Source organism: Delftia sp. ASV31, from assembly GCF_016428765.1.
GTDB lineage: Bacteria > Pseudomonadota > Gammaproteobacteria > Burkholderiales > Burkholderiaceae_C > Comamonas > Comamonas acidovorans.
Genome location: NZ_JAELTK010000071.1, coordinates 1 through 16,150, shown reverse-complemented (window position 1 = coordinate 16,150; position 16,150 = coordinate 1). Strand labels below are relative to the sequence as shown.

At 66.4% G+C, this 16,150-nt stretch carries 19 protein-coding genes, 1 tRNA gene and 1 pseudogene; 14 read left to right on the top strand and 7 right to left on the bottom strand.

Annotated elements, in window-relative coordinates; all coding sequences use genetic code 11:
* Window positions 1-25: 25 nt before the first annotated feature.
* Window positions 26-931, bottom strand: a complete 906-nt coding sequence (gene cyoE, locus JHD82_RS21800; RefSeq protein WP_199138736.1) for a heme o synthase — start codon at window positions 929-931, stop codon at window positions 26-28.
* Window positions 928-2,127, bottom strand: a complete 1,200-nt coding sequence (locus tag JHD82_RS21795) for a heme A synthase (RefSeq protein ID WP_199138734.1) — start codon at window positions 2,125-2,127, stop codon at window positions 928-930. Before JHD82_RS21795 ends, cyoE begins: the two co-directional genes overlap by 4 nt.
* 834 nt (window positions 2,128-2,961) lie before the next feature.
* On the opposite strand from JHD82_RS21795, the gene JHD82_RS21790 reads away from it, so the two are divergent.
* From JHD82_RS21790 to JHD82_RS21775, 4 genes are all read left to right on the top strand, one after another.
* Entirely contained in the window at window positions 2,962-3,357 is a 396-nt protein-coding gene (locus JHD82_RS21790; RefSeq protein WP_034394401.1) for a hypothetical protein, read from the top strand.
* A gap of 151 nt (window positions 3,358-3,508) precedes the next feature.
* Window positions 3,509-3,691 (top strand): hypothetical protein, encoded by a 183-nt coding sequence (locus JHD82_RS21785; protein WP_225970971.1) that lies wholly within the window; start codon window positions 3,509-3,511, stop codon window positions 3,689-3,691.
* Between the two features lie 68 nt (window positions 3,692-3,759).
* Window positions 3,760-3,954: a hypothetical protein gene (locus JHD82_RS21780; RefSeq protein ID WP_233174849.1), complete on the top strand. Its 195-nt coding sequence runs from the start codon at window positions 3,760-3,762 to the stop codon at window positions 3,952-3,954.
* 151 nt (window positions 3,955-4,105) lie between these two features.
* On the top strand, window positions 4,106-4,387 hold the full coding sequence (locus JHD82_RS21775) for a hypothetical protein (protein ID WP_012205894.1): 282 nt from the start codon (window positions 4,106-4,108) through the stop codon (window positions 4,385-4,387).
* A 49-nt stretch (window positions 4,388-4,436) separates the two neighbouring features.
* On the opposite strand, the gene JHD82_RS21770 is transcribed toward JHD82_RS21775, so the two are convergent.
* Together JHD82_RS21770 and JHD82_RS21765 are read right to left on the bottom strand one after the other, a co-directional pair.
* Window positions 4,437-5,225, bottom strand: coding sequence for a class I SAM-dependent methyltransferase (locus JHD82_RS21770; protein WP_199138730.1), 789 nt, complete (start codon window positions 5,223-5,225; stop codon window positions 4,437-4,439).
* Between the two features lie 1,026 nt (window positions 5,226-6,251).
* A complete protein-coding gene (locus JHD82_RS21765; protein ID WP_013802147.1) occupies window positions 6,252-6,539 on the bottom strand; it encodes an H-NS histone family protein in 288 nt (95 codons plus the stop codon).
* A gap of 134 nt (window positions 6,540-6,673) precedes the next feature.
* Here JHD82_RS21765 and JHD82_RS21760 point away from each other — a divergent pair, with 134 nt between their 5' ends.
* From JHD82_RS21760 to JHD82_RS21725, 8 genes are all read left to right on the top strand, one after another.
* Window positions 6,674-6,916 (top strand): DUF333 domain-containing protein, encoded by a 243-nt coding sequence (locus JHD82_RS21760; protein WP_034394419.1) that lies wholly within the window; start codon window positions 6,674-6,676, stop codon window positions 6,914-6,916.
* Window positions 6,917-8,096: 1,180 nt separating this feature from the next.
* A tRNA-Gly gene (locus JHD82_RS21755) sits at window positions 8,097-8,170 on the top strand.
* 208 nt (window positions 8,171-8,378) lie between these two features.
* Window positions 8,379-8,642, top strand: coding sequence for a hypothetical protein (locus JHD82_RS21750; RefSeq protein ID WP_199138728.1), 264 nt, complete (start codon window positions 8,379-8,381; stop codon window positions 8,640-8,642).
* Window positions 8,643-8,684: 42 nt separating this feature from the next.
* Window positions 8,685-9,293: an RNA polymerase sigma factor gene (locus JHD82_RS21745; protein ID WP_199138726.1), complete on the top strand. Its 609-nt coding sequence runs from the start codon at window positions 8,685-8,687 to the stop codon at window positions 9,291-9,293.
* Window positions 9,290-9,817, top strand: coding sequence for a hypothetical protein (locus tag JHD82_RS21740; RefSeq protein WP_199138724.1), 528 nt, complete (start codon window positions 9,290-9,292; stop codon window positions 9,815-9,817). The genes JHD82_RS21745 and JHD82_RS21740 overlap by 4 nt, the downstream gene beginning before the upstream one ends.
* A 2-nt stretch (window positions 9,818-9,819) precedes the next feature.
* Window positions 9,820-10,377, top strand: a complete 558-nt coding sequence (locus JHD82_RS21735; RefSeq protein ID WP_374191657.1) for a periplasmic heavy metal sensor — start codon at window positions 9,820-9,822, stop codon at window positions 10,375-10,377.
* Window positions 10,378-10,443: 66 nt separating this feature from the next.
* Window positions 10,444-11,814, top strand: a complete 1,371-nt coding sequence (locus JHD82_RS21730) for a DUF1800 family protein (protein WP_199138722.1) — start codon at window positions 10,444-10,446, stop codon at window positions 11,812-11,814.
* Between the two features lie 5 nt (window positions 11,815-11,819).
* Window positions 11,820-13,043, top strand: coding sequence for a DUF1501 domain-containing protein (locus JHD82_RS21725; protein WP_199138721.1), 1,224 nt, complete (start codon window positions 11,820-11,822; stop codon window positions 13,041-13,043).
* 110 nt (window positions 13,044-13,153) lie between these two features.
* Here JHD82_RS21725 and JHD82_RS21720 read toward each other — a convergent pair whose 3' ends face one another.
* The gene (locus JHD82_RS21720) at window positions 13,154-13,483 is read right to left on the bottom strand and encodes a hypothetical protein (RefSeq protein WP_071956109.1); all 330 of its coding nucleotides are present in this window, start codon (window positions 13,481-13,483) and stop codon (window positions 13,154-13,156) included.
* 181 nt (window positions 13,484-13,664) lie between these two features.
* On the opposite strand from JHD82_RS21720, the gene JHD82_RS21715 reads away from it, so the two are divergent.
* On the top strand, window positions 13,665-14,159 hold the full coding sequence (locus JHD82_RS21715) for a hypothetical protein (protein ID WP_199138719.1): 495 nt from the start codon (window positions 13,665-13,667) through the stop codon (window positions 14,157-14,159).
* A 33-nt stretch (window positions 14,160-14,192) separates the two neighbouring features.
* On the opposite strand, the gene JHD82_RS21710 is transcribed toward JHD82_RS21715, so the two are convergent.
* Window positions 14,193-15,158, bottom strand: a complete 966-nt coding sequence (locus JHD82_RS21710) for a hypothetical protein (protein WP_199138717.1) — start codon at window positions 15,156-15,158, stop codon at window positions 14,193-14,195.
* 38 nt (window positions 15,159-15,196) lie between these two features.
* Window positions 15,197-15,523 (bottom strand): hypothetical protein, encoded by a 327-nt coding sequence (locus JHD82_RS21705; RefSeq protein WP_225971107.1) that lies wholly within the window; start codon window positions 15,521-15,523, stop codon window positions 15,197-15,199.
* 99 nt (window positions 15,524-15,622) lie between these two features.
* On the opposite strand from JHD82_RS21705, the pseudogene JHD82_RS21700 reads away from it, so the two are divergent.
* Window positions 15,623-16,150, top strand: a pseudogene (locus tag JHD82_RS21700) (hypothetical protein); the annotation flags it as partial.

Below are 16,150 nucleotides of genomic sequence, written 5' to 3'. Positions count from 1 at the left end.
TTGCGCGGCCATGGCCCTCAGGCCATCAGCCCAGCCAGAGGTAGTGGTCGATCAGCAGCGCCAGGAAGAGCACGCTCAGGTGGATCAGCGAGAAGCGGAAGGTCTTGCGCGACAGCTGGTCCGAGTAATTGCGCCACAGTGCAAAGGCATAGGCACAGAAGCCCGCGCTCAGCACCACGGCCACCACCAGATACAGCCAGGAGCTCATGCCGTACATGAAGGGCAGCATGCAAGCCGCAAACAGGATCACCGTGTACAGCAGGATCTGCAGCCGCGTGTACTCGCTGCCATGCGTCACGGGCAGCATGGGCAGGCCGGACTGGCGGTAGTCTTCCACGCGGTACAGCGCCAGCGCCCAGAAATGGGGCGGCGTCCACAGGAAGATGATGAGGAACAGGATCAGCGCCTCGGGACCGACCTGGCCCGTCATCGCGGCCCAGCCCAGCACGGGCGGCATGGCACCGGAGGCGCCGCCGATCACGATGTTCTGCGGCGTGGCAGGCTTGAGGATCACCGTGTAGATCACGGCATAGCCCACGAAGGTGGCCAGCGTCAGCCACATGGTCAGCGGGTTGGTGCACAGCAGCAGCACCAGCGCGCCCAGCGTGCACAGGATGGCCGAGAAGGCCAGCGCCTGCTGGCTGCTCAGCTCGCCGCGCGCCGTGGGCCGCCAGGAGGTGCGCTTCATGCGCGCATCGATATGGCGCTCCACCAGGCAGTTGAAGGCGGCAGCCGCGCCCGCCACCAGCCAGATGCCCAGGCAGGCCAGCGCCATGTGCAGCCACTGGTCGGCGTTGGGCCAGCCCGGCACGGCCAGCACCATGCCTATCAGTGCGCAGAACACGATCAGCTGCACCACACGCGGCTTGGTCAGGGCATAGAACTGTGTCCAGCGCGAGGGCTCGACACTCAGGGAAGCTTGTTTACTCATGCAATCTCTCCACGGGCAACCGGCAGACCGTCCCGCAGTGCGCCCGGGCGGCTGGCCGCCAGGCACCAAACAATCACGGTCACCAGCGCAGCTGCGCCGCCCGTATGCAGCACCGCGGCCACCAGCGGCCAATCGAGCACCACGTTCGACAGGCCTGTCAGCACCTGCAGTACCAAGAACGCACCCAGCACGCGGCGCTGCGACGCCAGTGCGGGCACTTCACCCAAACGCCACCACAGCCCGGCCAGCGCAGCCACCACCACATAGGCCGCCAGGCGGTGCAGATAGTGGATGGCCGTGAGGCCCGCAAAGCTGATGTTGCTGCCGTCCTGCAGCAGGCCCAGCGGCCGCCAGATCTGCAGCGCCTGCGAAAAATCCATGGCCGGCCACCAACTGCCCTGGCAGGTCGGGAAACTGCTGCAGGCCAGCACCGCATAGTTGGTGCTGACCCAGCCGCCCAGCGCCACCTGCAGCACCAGCAGCGCAAGGCCCAGCCACAGCCCCGCGCGCAGCGCGGGTGAAATCACGGTCGCCCCTTGCTGGCGCGCAGCACGGCTCAACCCCACGGCGGGCACGCACAGCAAGGCCAGCAGGCCCGTGCCGCCCAGCAGGTGCAGGGTCACGATGGCCGGGAAAAGCTTCATGGTCACGGTCCAGGCGCCAAAGGCGCCCTGCAGGCAGACCCAGAACAGCGCCAGCGTGGGCCACCACGGACTCAGGGCACCGCCTGTGCCCTCCGCCCCTGTACGCCCGGCCCCTGCGCCACCCGCCCTGCCCAGGCGCCGCGCGCGCCGCCAGGCCATGATGGTCATGGCGATGATGAGCACGCCCACGGTGGTGGCCAGATAGCGGTGGACCATCTCTATCCATGCCTTGCCATGCGTCACCGGCCCGGTGGGCATGGCGGCCTGGGCCTCGGCAATCTGCGCGCGGGCGCCCATGGGGCTGGCGCTGCCATAGCAGCCCGGCCAGTCGGGGCAGCCCAGGCCGGAATCGGTCAGGCGGGTGAAGGCGCCGAACAGCACCAGATCGAAGGTCAGGAACAGCGTGAGCACCGACAGCGCCTGCAGCCGCTTGAGCGAGCCGCCGCTGCGGTTGCGCAGCCACACCCAGGCCAGGGGGCCCAGCGCCAGCAACAGGCCCAGCAGCATCAGCTCCAGAACGGGGGCCAGATCGTACAGCGCCTGTTCGCTCACGCCCGCCCTCCGCAGCGCGGCGTGCACCACACGGCATGGCCCCCGGGCAAGCCGAAAGGCAATGCCGCAGGCGCATCCGGTTGGCGACAGCAGATCTTCATAAATGAGAGCAATTTGACGAGAAGGCTCAGCCCCATGCGCGAGATTGGATCGCAGGCCGGGCCTACAGAGAATCAGGACATGCACCCAGATACCGGCTGCGGGACCGCGCCCCATGCACAAGGCCCGCCAAGCGGGCCCGGTCGCTGCAACTTTCAGAGCAGCATGTCTTTGATATGAAACAATTCTACTTGGCTGCGAACCGCTCAATCGCCCACGCATGCAGTGCCCCTAGATCGCAGCCAGCTTCTTTTGGCCGGTGCGATGCGGCTTGGGCCTGGCGCACACGAATTTCCACAGGACCCTGCCCAAGGCGTCGGCGGCCCAGCTTTACACGACTGCTCAGATTCGCTCAGATTCAGCCACCTCGCGTTCCTTAGATTGGTGGTTTCACTTGGGGACCGGCAACTGCCGGGTGAGGCCATGATTGCAGGAGGCTCGTGGACTGTGCTTGATGGGCACGGACGCGAAATCGGGCGTGTCGAAGGCGATGAATTCGTCCGGTGCGGGACCAGGCTCATCTACCGCATCGAAGGACCGGCGCTGTACTCCATGGACGGTTCGGCCAGACTGATGGGCTTTATCGAAGGGACCGAGGTCAGAACGCGGCAAGGCCGGATCTTCCTCAAATTTCTCGCACATTGATCCGCACTGCTCAGATTCGCTCATCTTCGACCGCACAAAGCCGGGGAGACTCCACGCCCATGAAAACTTCCAGGCAATGGACCCCCTTCTGTGCGCGAGCTCTCGAACAATGACTTCAATGATTTCTGGGAAGGCATCGCCCAGGACAAACCCCTGAGGACGCCGGACAAGGGTCGCACCGCGTCCTTCACCGTCACCCGCCGCAATGCCACCGGCCTGGAAGTCCGAACGAACAAGGGCAACACGGTGCGCATACGGCGAGAAGCCTTCTGCGCCGTGCTGCGCCATCTTGCCCAGGACCATCACGGCCTGGAGCGCCCCTGCGTTGTGGCATCCAGCTATGACGTACCGGGCTTTCTGGGCTTTGCCGCCAAGCAGGCCAACGACAACGCGGCCGTGGTGATCACCTACATCCTGCCGATTCTGCAGGACGCGGGCATCGTCGGGATTGACGGCAACCGGCCCAACCGCACCTGGCTGCTCTGATCGCGCCGGCAGCCTCCGGACGCTGGGCACCGGGTCGATGACAATCTATGTCAATTCATTCATAGCCAATCACTAAGGCGCACAGATAATTGCCGGCATTCGTGTGAATTGTGAGAAGGGTCCGCGCCCTTCGATGCTGGAGGATTGGCAGATGAGCGCCCCGGAAATGGAGGCCATACAGGAGCGGCTGAAGAAGCTGCGGGCCGACGAGGTGCTGGTCGCCGAGCAGTTGGACAGGCTGCAGGCCCAAAAGGCTGCGCTGGAGCACAGACAGGCCATGATCCAGGGCGCCATCCAGGTGCTGGAGGAAATGCGGCAGGAGCTGGAGCCATGAACCGTGGCAAGCCCGTCTCACCACCCGCATCACCCCCCGCCTCACCCTCCGCATCGCCCACCCCCACCTTGACCACCGCCGAAGACTGGCTGGCAAGAATTGCGGCCCTGGATGCCACGCAGCCCCCTCCCACACCGCCCCGTTTGCGCAACCCCCGCAAGGCAAAGCGCCGCAGGGCGGTCACCATCGTGGCAGTGGCCGTGCTGCTGGTGCTGCTGGCCATCGCCCTGGCCGTGGCGGTGCAGTTGATGTGGGTCAAGTAGCTGTCACACGGCAGCAGCGGAAAGAGCCTTCAAGCGTGAAGCCAACCGAGCCGGTGCTGCTGTATACCCTCACATCCTGGCGAAGTCCCCATATTGTTTGCATGCTCACTTACGCCTAGCATGTATCCACACTCAACGCAGTGGAGGTGCCATGGCTGATCCCGAAGAACCACTGGAAGTACGCTCAGAACGCTGGCAGTCGCTGAAGGGGCTGGACATCGCCTCCGTGGATCTGGGCCCCATCTGCGTGGTGCTCATGCTGACGCTGATCTGCATGGCCGTGATGATGCTGCTGGCCAAATCCGGCGCCGAGCAAGCACGGCAGGCCCAGCCATCGTCCCAGGCCAAGGGCCCGGCTCCCCGACCGAAGCCGGCGCAGCCCGTGACCGAACCCGCCCAGCAGCAGACCTGGACGCCGGCCTTGCGCACCTGAGGGCGACCTGAGGCTGATCTGAGGGCGAAAAGGCCAGGCCGCAACACCTTCAGAGTTTCACAGAACGTGTCGCAATGAAGGTCGGCACGAACTTCTCGATCACAAACCGGGCATGGGGCTGCCAGTCTTCATGAAACCCCGTCAGCACCAACCCCGCATCCAGCTGTCCGCCGATCTGATCGGCCAGCGTATGGCCGAACACCAGCGCCTCGTTGCGCTCCCGCTTGGCATCAAGCGCTGCGGGCGGCAAATCCACCACATCGGAATACGGCAGGCGCCACGCAGGCAGCATGAGCCCTTGCTCGCGCAACGCGGGATCGCGGTCCTCCACGAAGACCACCGGATTCCAGAAGCTGGACAGAAGGCGCCCACCCTTCGCGAGCACCCGCGCGCATTCACGCCATACGGGCCGCACATCAGGCACGTAGAGGTTGGAGATGGGGTGAAAGACCACATCGAAGCCGGCATCTGCAAAAACGCCCAGATCGCGCATGTCGCCCTGCATGCAGGTCAGCGCAAGGCCTTCGCGCTCGGCTACATACCGGTCCTGCGCAAGCTGGCCGGCGGAGGCATCGAACACGGTGACCTGCGCACCTGCCGCCGCAAGTATGGGTCCCTGCTGGCCGCCTCCACTGGCAAGGCAGAGGATGCGCAGGCCGCGCACATCATCCAGCCAGCCCGCTGGCAAGGGGCCGGGCGTGAGCCGCGCCTGCCAGATTCCGGCACGGGCCCGGGCTATTTCAGCGCTGTCGACCGGGCGCGACCAGTCGCAGTCTTTCGCTGCCTGCAGGTTCCAGGCAGCGGTGTTGTGGGCAAGGATGTCGATGGGTTCTGTCATGGGCACTCTTTCAAAAAGAGGCCGCACGGCGACGCGAGGTTGCGTTCAGACAACGCGGAGCAGTCAACGGGCATGCAGGTGGTGACGCGGGCGTCCGCCGTGGGCCGGCAATGGGCTTCGGGGGGATCGGTCGGACAAGGGTCCGAAGGCGTCACAGGCTCATGTCAGGCTCGCAGCGGTCGCAGGGATGTAGGCGGCAAATTCTAGGACTGCGCAAATTGCACTGTCAAACCACTGCGGCGCGTTCCCCACACGGTCATGCGGAAGTCACAACCGTGAGACGACTTGGCTGTAAGTTGAACACGCACCCTCGATGGCGCTGGCTTCTGCTGCGCCATGGCGCGCCCGCTGACGACCGGCCTTTCCCAACACGGCGCCCAATGGATACCGAGGAGCAACACTTTGAAGGAGAGCTATGCGTAGTCCCAAGAAAGGCCGAGAGCCGATCCGGCTCATGGACCTGGCCCCCGCCGTCTTCTGCATCCAGTGCGAACAGGAAAAACCCGCCACAGGAGCCCGCCAATTCCACGCGTGGCATGTGTGCAGCGACTGCTCGCAGAAGTTGGCCCAACTCCCCCCGGCGCAAGCACCCACGGCGCACCACGCGCACTGAGGCAAGCGATTCCCCAAAACGAAAGCCCGCCAGATGGCGGGCTTTCTCATGCCCTCGCGGACATGAGCGGGGGGCGCGAGCGGGACGTCGATGCGCGCCTACCAGGGCACAAACATGATCACCAGTGCCACAGCCACGAGAGCGGCAACGATGTACATGGTTCGCTTGGTCGCGAACCGGTTGCGGGACGACGAGGTGGGCACTTGGCCAGGGGTGTTGGGAGTAGGTGTGTTCATGGCCTCAAGCATGGGCGCCGCCCGGGACCGCCCCTGTCGGACAAGCACAGCTAAGGCAATCAGCGCAGAGCATGACAAGGGCGTCGGCCTTGGCGCAAGGTGACGCTTGTGAACTGCCGTGGGCCCACTGAGCGCAAGTGGCCAGAAAAGACAAAGCCCGCGAGTGCGGGCTGTTGGTCAGATTTCGAAGGCAGTGCGATCCACTGCATCCTTGATCCACGCAGGAGGCTTGCCCCGGCCGGTCCACGTTGCGCCGGTGGACGGATCACGGTACTTGGCCACGCCTGCACCGACGGGCGACTTGCGCTTGCCCGTGCTGAACACATCTTCCTGGGTCAATTGGAATTGCTGGACGAGCTCGCGAACCTTGGCGATGGCCCCGCCTTTTTCGGCTTTCAGGACTTCGGCGATGCGTGCTTCGATCTCTGCCTTTTGCTGCAGGAGCGTCTTGTAATCAGGTGTCATGGACTTTTCTTGGGTTGTATGCTAGCTAGTCAGCATTCTATGCACAAAATGCCGCGCTGACATACCTTTGCATCGCAAACCGAAGGTTGCGGACACAACAACACTCCCAACCTCCAGAGGTATAGAGTGGCGCAATGAACAAAGCACTGGAACTCTCAGGAATCGCGCTGGTCGCCCTGGCGCTCAGCGCATGCGCCCAACAGAAGCTGGCACCCTCCGTGGGCATGGCCAATCCCGCATCGGTCTATTGCGGTGAAATCGGCGGACAAGTCCGGATGGAGAAGACGCCCCAGGGCCAGGAAGGCATCTGCGTGCTGCCGAACGGCACGGAAATGGAAGAGTGGACGCTGTACCGCAAGGACCATCCGGCCAAATAGTGAGACAGCGCTCTGCACGCAACACAAGCAAGCCGTTGACGCCCCGCCGTCACTGCGCGGATGCACAGCGCAAATGCACAGCTATACGCGCGGAGCAGGCGCGAACACGGCCGCCGTCAAGCCACGGCCCAACTGCATCACGCATCTGACCTGCAACTTCTTTACACGACGTAAAGCTTTCCTTCAGGAAAGGTCTGCATACTGGCCAGCAACGGATTCCGCCGAGCCTGGGAACTTTCTCCTCCCTCCCTCTCAAATCCCTTCCCCAGGCACGCCACCACGGCATCGGCATTTTTCTTCCAGGGCCCGCAGCTTCGCCGCTTGCGGGCCCTTTTCGTTGCCCCTTCAACGGCCGCAGCTCCAAGCGGACACCTTGTCGAAAGAACTCATACATACGGGGCATGCTCGACCTACATGAGCACCCTGACTTGGCTCGCACAGGGAAGCCTCACAAGCAGTTGAAATAGCGTCAGTCCCGAGACCCGCAATGCCCTGCTGATGGAGATAAGCTTGAGTCAAGTCGTACCGAGTGAGTCTTTCAATCCGGACCCTGATGCCCGCTACCACCGGAGTCTCCTGGATGCCTTTCCGGTAAGGGGCAGCTACCAGCTCATTCAGTTGCGCAGCACTAGATCTCGCAGCCCCTTCCGACGTTTTGCGAAGGCTTGCATTCGGGCGGTTCGCGCACTTGTTCAATGACTTGAAGGAGATTGTGATGCGACATATTTTCCTCACATTTTTCTGGTCCGTGGTGACCCTCATCTCGCTGTACATCTCCACGCTGGCAGGGCCGATGTTCCCGGTCACGAGCTGAAATGCGGTTAACAGCCGGGCCTATGGTTGACTCATGGTTCTCCTCCTGGAATTCATAGGCATGCCCTGAAAAGGGCACCGGACTTTTTCTTCCCCGTGCCTGCACGTCGCAGGCATTCACAAGCTCGCAGCACCGCTGGCGGGCTTCTTTTCTGTGAGGGGCCGCTTGCGGCTTTGGCCCGCTTTGTAGAGATGCAAGGCTGGCATACATCGGGTGCGCACAGCGAAGTGCCAGCGGCGCCAAGGTTCAGGCGACCAAGCACAGGCTTGTGCCGGTGCGGCATGAAGGACAGGATGTTGAAGATGCGGAGCGCTCCGCATTGGGTCAAATGCCGGCATCGCGTAAGATGCTGATCCACCAGCAGAAGCGGGCGTCGTTCAATGGCAGGACCTGAGCTTCCCAAGCTCATGATGAGGGTTCGATTCCCTTCGCCCGCTCCAGATTTCCTGGAGCAAAGTCCATCAGTCCCGGATACACATCCGCCACTGATATCCCATGGACCGCCTTCCGCGCGCGCCCGATCTCTCCCCCGCCGACCTCTCCCCCGCTTTTCTCCGCGACATTTTTTCGCTCCTCCGCGACGGATCCGTGCTGCCCGCGCGTTGAACGCAATAAGGCCGCCTGATGTGGCCGATGCAGGAGTCTTTCATGTCCTCATTGCGTTTGACTGTTCGCCGCGCCGTCCGTCCGCTTGCGCTGGCGCTTGCCGCCGGCAGCCTGGCCGCGCTGGCCGGCTGCGTGGTAGCGCCTGTTGCGCCCGTGGCGCCTGGACCCTACGTGGTGCCGCCGGGCGTCGCCTATGTGGCGCCTACCTATCCGATGCCCAGCGTCGGCTTCGTGTGGCAATACCACCCGCGCTACGGCTGGGGCTGGCACCATCCGGTCTACGGCTGGCATCGCGGCTGGCGTTGAGCCGCGCGACACTGGCTGACCCCGCCACTACACCGATGCCCTTTGGCTGAAATCGATGACCCGGATGCCGACCTGCTGGCGAGACTGGCCCGCGGTGAGCCGCAGGCCGCCCGCGAACTGGTGGAGCGCAAGCTGCCACGCATGCTGGGTCTGGCCCAGCGCCTGCTGGGCAACCGGGCAGAGGCTGAAGAGGTGGCGCAGGAAGGCCTGGTGCGCGCCTGGCAGCAAGTGGGCCACTGGCGGCCGGGGCAGGCCCGCTTCGACACCTGGCTGCATGAGGTGGTGCTCAACCTGTGCCGCGACCGGCTCCGCCGGCGCGCGGTGCGGCGCGAAGAAGCGCTGGACGAGCACGCCGAAGCCGCCGCCTTCGCCGACCCCGGCCCCACACCGGAGCAGCAGCTGGACCACGCGCAGCACAGTGCCCGGGTCGCCGCTGCCCTGGATGCACTGCCGCCGCGCCAGCGCGAGGCGCTGGTGCTGCACTACTACCAGGCGCTGCCCCAGGCCGAGGCGGCAGCACTCATGGGCGTCTCCGTGGATGCCCTGGAAAGCCTGCTGGCCCGTGCGCGGCGCGGCTTGCGCGCCCGCCTGCAGGACGCAAGCACGAGCGCAATCGCCGCACCCGCAGACCCTGGAGGATCACCGCCATGACGCCAGATCGCTTTGAACAATTGGCCGACGCCTGGGGCGCCGACCTGCGGCGCTGGCCGGCACAGGAGCAGGCGGCGGCACGCGCGCTGATGGAACAGCCGACCTTTGCGCCTGCGGCCCGGGCCTTGCTCGCCCGTGCAAATGAACTCGACACGCTGCTGGGCAGCCATGCCGTCGCGCCCCCCAGCGCAGCGCTGGCAAGCGCGGCACTGGCCGGCTTGAAAGCTCGCCCAGGCATGGCGACTGCGCCCGGCCAACCATCGCCGCATGCATGGCCGCAGCCCCGTGGTACTGCGCCCGCACGGCCGGTGCGCGCCAGCGGCCGCAAGCCCTGGCATGGCTGGTGGTCCGGCGCCAGCATCGCCGGTGCGGGCCTGGCCGGTGTGGCCGCAGGCGCCCTGGCCATGGCCTTGCTGATAGGCACGGCCTTGCCCACGGCCCGGCCGGCACAGTCCGAAGGCGGCTGGTGGCCCGGCACCGCCTTCGACACGGGCGGCGCCTTGGTGGAAGGAAGCGAGGAATGACGATGAACGAATCCCCCATCGGCGATGCCCCCCGCACGACGCACCTGCGCCGCTGGCTGTGGGCCTCTGCCCTGCTGAATCTGTTTCTGGTGGGCGGCATTGCCGGTGGCACTTGGCGCTGGTGGGCACACCAGGCCGAGGCCAGGTCGGTAGCCACGTCCACGCAGACAGGAACACCCACCGGAGCACCGGCAGGCAGCCCCCCGGCCACTGCGCGCGGACTGCGCTTTGCCGCAGACGGCCTGCCGCCCGAGCGGCGCCAGGCCTTCCGCACAGGACTGCGTGAAGTGCGGCGCGAGGCTGCTGCGCTGACCCAAGGCAGCCGCGAAGGCCGCGCCGAGGTGGTTCGACTGCTGGCTGCGCCGCAGTTCGATCGCGCTGCCGTCGAGGCTGCATTGGCACGCACCCGGGCCGCCGACACGGCGGTGCGCGAGCGCGTGGAGGCGCACGTGGTCGACTTCGCGGCACAGCTCACGCCGGCCGAGCGACAGACACTGGTGCAGGGGCTGGCAGCGCAGCAAGGCCCCTTCCATGTGCCCGCATCTCCGGCCAGGCGCTGAGGAGCACAGGACACGCCTGGCACGCCTGCCCCGCCCGCCCCGCCCGCGATTTTTCGAGGTGAAGCCATGAATTCTGCCGCCATCGCACTGAACCGCTTCGGCCTGGGCGCCCGCCCTGACGACGCACTGCCCGCCGACCCGCAGCGCTGGCTGCTGGACCAGTTCGCGCGCTACCAGCCACAGCCCCCTGCCTGGGCCGGCCGCACGGACACGGACGCGCTGCTGTCCGACTACCAGTCCCGGCAGCGCGAGTTGCGCAGCCTGCCTGAAGACCAGCGCGCCGCCGCCCGCCAGCAGTTGCGCCGTGGCGCACGCAACGGCTACCTGGACGCAGTGAACGCGCGCCTGGCCAGCGCCATCGACACACCCGCGCCGTTTGTGGAACGCCTGGTGCATTTCTGGTCGAACCACTTCGCGGTCTCGGTGGAAAAGCCCGTGGTGCTCGACCTGGCCGGCGCCTACGAGGCCGAGGCCATACGCCCGCATGTACTGGGCCGATTCGAGGACCTGCTGCTTGCCGCTGTGCGCCACCCGGCCATGCTGGTCTATCTGGACCAGGCCCAGTCGGTGGGACCCGCCAGCCCCGCTGCACAGCGCGCCGCCCGGCGCAACCCGGACAAGACACGCGGCCTGAACGAAAACCTGGCGCGGGAAATCATGGAGCTGCACACCCTGGGCGTGCGCAGCGGCTACACCCAACAGGACGTGACCGAGTTCGCCCGCGCGCTCACCGGCTGGAGCCTGGGCAATGACGCAGGCAGCCCGGCCGCCAGCGCCGGCTTCCAGTACCGCCCGGCATTGCACGAGCCCGGACCGCGCCGCCTGCTGGGCCGCAGCTATGCCGCAGGCGGGCAGGAGCAGGCGCTGGCCATCCTGCGCGACCTGGCGGCCTCCCCCTCTACCGCGCTCCATGTCGCGACCAAGCTGGCACGGCACTTCGTCGCCGACGATCCGCCGCCCGCGCTGGTACAGCGCCTTGCGGCCGCCTACCAGCGCAGCGGCGGGGACCTGCCAGCCGTCTACCGCGCGCTGATCGATTCGCCAGAACCCTGGGCCGCGCCAGCCACGAAGTTCAAGACACCCTGGGAATGGGCCGTCTCCTCAATGCGTGCACTGGGCCGGCGCGAGTTGAAGGGTGCTCAGGCCGCCGGCCTGCTCAACCAGCTCGGCCAGCCGGTGTGGCGCCCCGGCTCGCCGGCCGGCTACGACGACATCGCCGCCAGTTGGGCTGCGCCCGATGCGCTGGTGCGCCGTGTCGAGCTGGCGCAGCGCCTCGCAGCCCAGGCCGGCAACAGCGTGGATGCGCGCGCGCTGGCACCCCGATTGCTGCCCGGCGATGCACTGGGCGCGGGCACGGCCGAGGCCATTGCCCGATCCGAAAGCGGCAGCGGTGCTCTCGCGCTGCTGCTGGTCTCGCCCGACTTCCTGCGCAGGTGAACACCATGACCACGATCCATACGAACGCCACGAACATCGCGACCAGCACGATGGCCAGGCGCAATCGCCGACATTTCCTGGGCCTGCTGGCCGCAGGCACCGGGCTGGCACTGGCCGCGCCCCACCTGGCGCTGGCGCGTGCAGCCACCGAGCGCCGCTTCGTGTTCATCATCCAGCGCGGCGCGGCCGACGGGCTGGAGACCCTGATTCCCTATGCCGACCCCGGCTACGCCCGGCTGCGCGGCGCCATCGCCGTGGACACGGCTGCGGCCACGCGGCTGGACGGCATGTTCGCGCTGCATCCCTCATTGGCCGAGACCGGCAGGCTCTACGCCCAGGGCCAGGCGCTGTTCGTGCACGCGGTCGCATCGCCCTACAGTGACCGCTCGCATTTCGACGGCCAGAACGTGCTGGAAACCGGAGGCAGCGCGCCCTACCAGGTCAAGGACGGCTGGCTCAACCGCCTGGTCGCCCAGTTGCCGCACTGGGAAGAGGCCATTGCCTTCGCGCCCACCGTGCCCATGGCGCTGCGCGGGGCGGTGGAAGTGGCCTCCTACACGCCTTCCTCCCTGCCCCAGGCCAGTGACGACCTGCTGCTGCGCGTGGCCAGGCTCTACGAGGGAGATGCGCAGCTGCATGCTCTCTGGACTTCCGCCATGGACACGCGCGGCGTGGCCATGGACGGTGGCAACAACCGGCCGCGCCTGGATGGCGCCAGCCTGGGCAAGCTGGCAGCCGGCTTTCTTGCCCGCCAGGACGGGCCGCGCATCGCCATGATCGAAACCGGCGGCTGGGACACGCACAGTGCACAAAACAACCGGCTGGCAGCCCAGCTCAAGAACCTCGATGCACTGATTGCGGCGCTGCATGACGGCCTCGGCGATGCCTGGTCGCAGACCGTGGTGCTGGTGGCCACCGAGTTCGGCCGCACGGCCGCGGCCAACGGCACCGGTGGCACCGACCACGGAACAGGCGCCGTCGCCATGCTGATGGGCGGCGCGGTTCAGGGCGGCCGCGTACTGGCCGACTGGCCTGGCCTGCAGCCCGGCCAGCTATTGGAGAACCGGGACCTGAAACCGACCACCAGCGTCGATGCGCTGATTGCCTCGGCCGCCGGCGAATGCTTCGGCATCGACCCGCAGCGGCTGGCGCGCAACCTGTTCCCCCAAGGCCATGCCCTGCCAGGCGGTGCCCCGGCGCGGTCGCTGCCGCCATTGCTGAGAGCCTGAACGCGGGCCGCACGCCAACGTGAAAAAGGGCCGGCGCCTCAAGGCGGCCGGCCCTTGTGCCATGTGCGCAAGATCTGGCGAGATCTGACCGGTGGCCGCTCAGTGGCCGCTCAGTGGCCAATCTCACGGCTGACCTGGTTCTCCTGCTGGTTCAGCACATGCTGCTCGCTGCGCGTGATATGACCGCCGTTCTGGCTGGCCATGAGGCGCTCTTCCTGGCGGATCTTGTGGTCCTGCTGGTGCAGCGCAGCCGCCTGGCCATGGCTGATCTCGCCCTTGCGCACTTCGTTGTGGATGCGGCGGTCCTGGTTGGCCAGGCGGCCGTTGACCTCGGCACGGCGCGGATGGGCCTGGTCCCAGGTGGCGGCGGATGCGGCACTGCCGAGGCCGGCCAACGAAGCAGTGGCAATGACGAGCATGAAGGCTTTGCGCAGGGACATGGTGTTTCTCCTTGAAAGGATGTGGACGGACGTTGCTTGCAGAAAGCCGATGCCGGCTTGCCACATCACTTCAACGCACGGCCAAGGCCAATCCGTCGCGGATCAAGCAAGTCCATCGTCCATCCGGGGCCGCGCACGCTACATTGGCAAGCACCGTATCCGTCCCACCTCACCAGGCAGCATGCAGCACACTCTCTCTTGCGATAACACCACCGAAGACATCCAGCTGAGCGCCGTGCGCGTGCGGGGCATGAGCGTCTGCGATGGCTTCGCACGCATGCACATGGATCTCGAAGCCCGGGGCTCGCCCGATGCACTGGACGTGATGCACCACTTCTTCAATTACTTCTGGCTCAACGACCTGGACCTGCCCTATCTCGCCGGGCTTCTGGATCTGCGCAATCCTCAGGTGCGCGCCGTCAGCCTGCGTGAGGACGGCTGGGCGCAGATGGAGCCGGACCAGCGCCAGGTGCGCATCTGCAGTACCTACGGCGACTCACCCTGTGCGCTGATCGCCTGGGAAGAGTTCAGCGCGGCCATGCAGCTCAAGCACCGCTTTCTTGGCCTGATGCGGCGGTATGAGGGGCACGGCATCCCTCGCTACAGCGTGTCGGAAGGCTTCAGGGTCCGGCTTCACGCGCCCGGACTTGAGGGGGCCCGCGCGCAGGGTCGGTGATCATTGCGGGCCATGCTCGCTCGCATTGCTCAGCTACGGCGCCTCATCCTCCGCGCCCTCGGGCCCTACCCACCAGGCCCAGCTTTCTTCCTCGTCGGGCACGGGCAGTTCGCGGGTCTGCACTGAGTCGATACGGCGTCCGGCGCCACCGGCTTGCCATGCGTTGAGCAAGGCATCGACGGCGGCGCGGTCCACTGCGGCGATGCCCAGGTTGCGATCGGTCTGCCAGGACGGTTCGCCCTCGCGTGGCGAAGCTGCCTCGGCATGCTGGTGGGGCGTGCCGTAGCTGCAGCGCATGCAGTAGTGGCGGATGCTGGCCGTCCAGTCCTCGGCATAGCCGATGCCCGGGGCTTCGGTACCCAGCAATTCCTGCAAGTCCTGCGCATTGGCGCAGGTGATGAAGACCACGAAGGTCTGGAATGCCGAGGGCTCCAGCCGCTGCAGCTCGTTGAAGACCGGCACTTCGCGCTGGCCGTTGAACCGCTGGCCGGTGGAGGCGCCGTCGTGCAGCACGATGTCGCCGAAACGATGGCCGCTTTCGGGCAGCGGCACGTTAAGCAACTGGGCGCGCACTGGGTCGATGCGGCGCATGAACACGGTCTCGCCGCCCTGCCAGGGGTGCAGGCGCACCACGGCCACGCCGTAGTCACCCTCGATGGGGCCCTGCTCGCCTGGCACCTGGATGCCGCAGGCCTTCCACAGCCTGCGCGCCGTGGTCCAGTCGGACAGCGCCGTGGCCGCGATGGCGCCATTCCAGAGGCTGGCTTCATCGTCTTCGCCGGCCAGTGCAATGGCGCGCAGGTTGTGGTCCAGCGATGGCTGCCAATCGCGCTGGTACTTGCGCGCCAAGCCCAGCATGTAGTGGTAGTGGCGGTTGTCCGGCATGTGGGCTGCCAGCGCCTCGAAGGCCTGGGCGGCCTCGGCCAGCGCGCCGCGTTCCATGTCGGCATAGGCCTGGTCGTGCAGGGCTTCGAATTCGTCGGGTGTGGAGGAAGTCACGGTGCTGCGATGGGGCAATGCTGGACAGTGCCAGGCGGCTATCGCACGCCGGGCGACGAGCTGCCCATGTCGACTTTCAGGTCCGGGAAGGAACTGACCATCTGGACCTTGAAGTCGGGGAAGGAGGTGACGATCTTCCACTCCCCGCAACTGTCTGCAAAGGAGTCCACCACCTTGACCTTGAGGTCCGGGAAAGAGCTGGTGGCCTGGACCTTGATGTCGGGAAAGGAGTGCACGATCTGGACCTTGCCGTAGAGGCGGATGCCTTTGTAGGTGCAGTTTTTCTTGTCGAAGTCTGCGGCGTGAACGAAGGCCGGCAGTGCGAGACAGGCGAGGACAAGGCTGAAACGCGGCAGAAGTGGCATATGCGACAAGGGAGTGGGTCTTGAGAAACAAGCCAGGCCATGGCTTGCGGCCGCCCGCATACTAGCAGGCCGACCACCCCTGCGAATGACGTCCCGCACATGCCGTCCATCCGTCCTCTGCGCCCCCTGCTGTTGCTGTTTCTGGCGATCTCGGTCGAGGCGCTGGCGCAAGCGCCATCTCCCGAACCTGTCACCGCCGATGCTTCCGTTTGCAGGCACCGGGCCGACACCGCCTGCCTGCAATCCTTCAACCTGCCGGGCGATGCGGGGCGCATGCGCTACTACGCATCGCAGGCGCCGGGGGCCAGCAACGGCGCCATGCCCCGGTCCGCGCTGGTGGTGATGCACGGACACCCGCGCGATGCCAACCGCAGCTTCGAGGCCGGCCTGCGGGCCGCCGAAGGCGCGCAGCGGCTGCAGGACACCCTGGTCATCGCCCCGCTGTACCAGGTGCCCGAGGACCAGGCTGCGCATTGCCACAGCCGTGGCGTGCCCGCAGCCGGGAGCGCAGACGCGGTATGGACCTGCGCGGGCTGGCTGGCCGGCGAGCCCTCGCTGGGGCCGCATCCGATAGGTTCTTTCGCCGCGCTGGATGCGCTGGTGGCCGAGCTCGTGCAGCGCTGGCCC

Bases quoted from the DNA above. Each gene is read 5' to 3' on its own strand.
- cyoE (WP_199138736.1), bottom strand. From the start codon at position 931: ATGAGTAAACAAGCTTCCCTGAGTGTCGAGCCCTCGCGCTGGACACAG.
- JHD82_RS21785 (WP_225970971.1), top strand. From the start codon at position 3,509: ATGAGCGCCCCGGAAATGGAGGCCATACAGGAGCGGCTGAAGAAGCTG.
- JHD82_RS21775 (WP_012205894.1), top strand. From the start codon at position 4,106: ATGGCTGATCCCGAAGAACCACTGGAAGTACGCTCAGAACGCTGGCAG.
- JHD82_RS21770 (WP_199138730.1), bottom strand. From the start codon at position 5,225: ATGACAGAACCCATCGACATCCTTGCCCACAACACCGCTGCCTGGAAC.
- JHD82_RS21765 (WP_013802147.1), bottom strand. From the start codon at position 6,539: ATGACACCTGATTACAAGACGCTCCTGCAGCAAAAGGCAGAGATCGAA.
- JHD82_RS21760 (WP_034394419.1), top strand. From the start codon at position 6,674: ATGAACAAAGCACTGGAACTCTCAGGAATCGCGCTGGTCGCCCTGGCG.
- JHD82_RS21750 (WP_199138728.1), top strand. From the start codon at position 8,379: ATGTCCTCATTGCGTTTGACTGTTCGCCGCGCCGTCCGTCCGCTTGCG.
- JHD82_RS21740 (WP_199138724.1), top strand. From the start codon at position 9,290: ATGACGCCAGATCGCTTTGAACAATTGGCCGACGCCTGGGGCGCCGAC.
- JHD82_RS21735 (WP_374191657.1), top strand. From the start codon at position 9,820: ATGAACGAATCCCCCATCGGCGATGCCCCCCGCACGACGCACCTGCGC.
- JHD82_RS21730 (WP_199138722.1), top strand. From the start codon at position 10,444: ATGAATTCTGCCGCCATCGCACTGAACCGCTTCGGCCTGGGCGCCCGC.
- JHD82_RS21725 (WP_199138721.1), top strand. From the start codon at position 11,820: ATGACCACGATCCATACGAACGCCACGAACATCGCGACCAGCACGATG.
- JHD82_RS21720 (WP_071956109.1), bottom strand. From the start codon at position 13,483: ATGTCCCTGCGCAAAGCCTTCATGCTCGTCATTGCCACTGCTTCGTTG.
- JHD82_RS21715 (WP_199138719.1), top strand. From the start codon at position 13,665: ATGCAGCACACTCTCTCTTGCGATAACACCACCGAAGACATCCAGCTG.
- JHD82_RS21705 (WP_225971107.1), bottom strand. From the start codon at position 15,523: ATGCCACTTCTGCCGCGTTTCAGCCTTGTCCTCGCCTGTCTCGCACTG.